This is a genomic window from Paenibacillus soyae (genome assembly GCF_024623455.1).
GTDB classification, from domain to species: Bacteria; Bacillota; Bacilli; order Paenibacillales; family Paenibacillaceae; genus Pristimantibacillus; species Pristimantibacillus soyae.
Window position 1 is genome coordinate 1 of the sequence record NZ_JANIPJ010000053.1, and the last position, 1537, is coordinate 1537.

Here is a 1537-nt window from a genome sequence, read left to right on the forward strand (position 1 = left end):
CAGGCTGTTGGGAAACCCCCGATTTTTATGAAGCGTGGTTCCGTAATGAACAAATCACTGGAGGAAAAACCGGTGGTTCCACTCACCCCGCTTGCCTAGCGAGGTGCATGGCTATTTTCTTTATGTTCTGTGCAGTTGCTGTCATCAATACTTGCATCTGCACTTTGTCTCTTCCCCGAAACCGACAATAGCGAAGCCCGTGGAGCACTTTGGCGTCCGCGAAACTTCGCTCAATCGTCTGGCTTCGAAATTTGTAAATTGCTTTACCCGTATCGGATTCCCGATTGGCTGTTACTCGCTCTTTGTCCTCCTCCCAGACATGACGTTGAATCGTCCGTTGGTTCGATCTATTGTTGGTGCATGATGACAAGAGCGGACATTGCGTACATGTTTCGGGATTTGATCGATATTCTCTAAGCCCTTTGCGGCTAGTCGTCCGGTAGGCTAGCTCTTGATTGCCAGGGCAAATATAAACATTTTTTTGAGCATCATATGTGAAACGGTCTTTTTGGAACACCCCATGATCACGAGACTGGCGGTCAGGGATGACCGCCATAATTTCTAACTTCGAAGTTTTGTGGCAAACGTAAGGGGTCCAGTAGCCCGAATCAAGGGCGACCGCTTCGATCGTAGATTGGAAGTTAAATTTGCTTAGTTGGTGCTCCAGACGTTCGATGTAAACAACAGAATCATTCACGTTCCCCGCTGTCACGTGGCAGTCTGTAATGATGTTGTTTTTGTGGTCGACGGTACGATGATCAAGGTAATGGAATCCTTCTGGTTTTCCATCTCGGTTTAGGTAGCCACTGTCCGGATCCGTTAGACTAACTTTTATTGTTTTGGTTTCCACCTCCTCTTCTGGAGGAAAGGGCTTTTTTCCAAATTGCTCACGATCCTCGTTCACCGCGTTTTCAAGCTCTTGAAGATATTCTAGCGGCGTGTATGTGAGCTCACGTTTTTCATAGCGGCCATTGTTAGCATTGGCCTTGATGTGAGTCGAGTCCGTGACCAACAAACGACCACCGACCATACGATGATCTATGGCTTGCTTTACGATTTGGTCGAAAATATCTTGAAAAATAGTGGTGTCCTGGAATCGGTGCTTTCGATTCCAACTAAAAGTCGAGTGATCTGGGGCTCTGCCTGTTAGACCTAACCTAAGGAACCATCTGAACGAGACGGTGTCGTTGACGACGCGTTCCAGCTCACGTTCTGAACGAATGTTGTACAAGTAGCCAATGAGCAGCATTTTGAAAAACACGATAGGATCTAAAGACGGGCGGCCATTGGACTCGCTATATAAGTGCCGAACCTTGTCCAAAATGAAGTCAAAATCGATGTACTTCTCAACATGCCGAAGAAAGTGATTAGGTTCTACCATATGCTCAATGCAGACTAGTTCATAGTCTAATTGCGGATTGGGATCATTCGTGCGAAGCATAAAAAAACACCGCGCTTTCTGTGGGATGGTTACTAACTACATTATACCATATTAACGCGGTGATTTATTGAAGTTTATAACTTTCTCAACAGCCTG

General features: G+C 46.0%; 1 protein-coding gene. It reads right to left on the bottom strand.

The window, feature by feature from the left end; all coding sequences use genetic code 11:
* Nucleotides 1-82 precede the first annotated feature (82 nt).
* On the bottom strand, nucleotides 83-1441 hold the full coding sequence (locus NQZ67_RS29895) for an IS1182 family transposase (protein WP_257453154.1): 1359 nt from the start codon (nucleotides 1439-1441) through the stop codon (nucleotides 83-85).
* Between the last annotated feature and the right edge of the window lie 96 nt (nucleotides 1442-1537).

Excerpts from the sequence above, each read along its gene's own strand:
- NQZ67_RS29895 (WP_257453154.1), bottom strand. The coding sequence starts at position 1,441 with ATGCTTCGCACGAATGATCCCAATCCGCAATTAGACTATGAACTAGTC.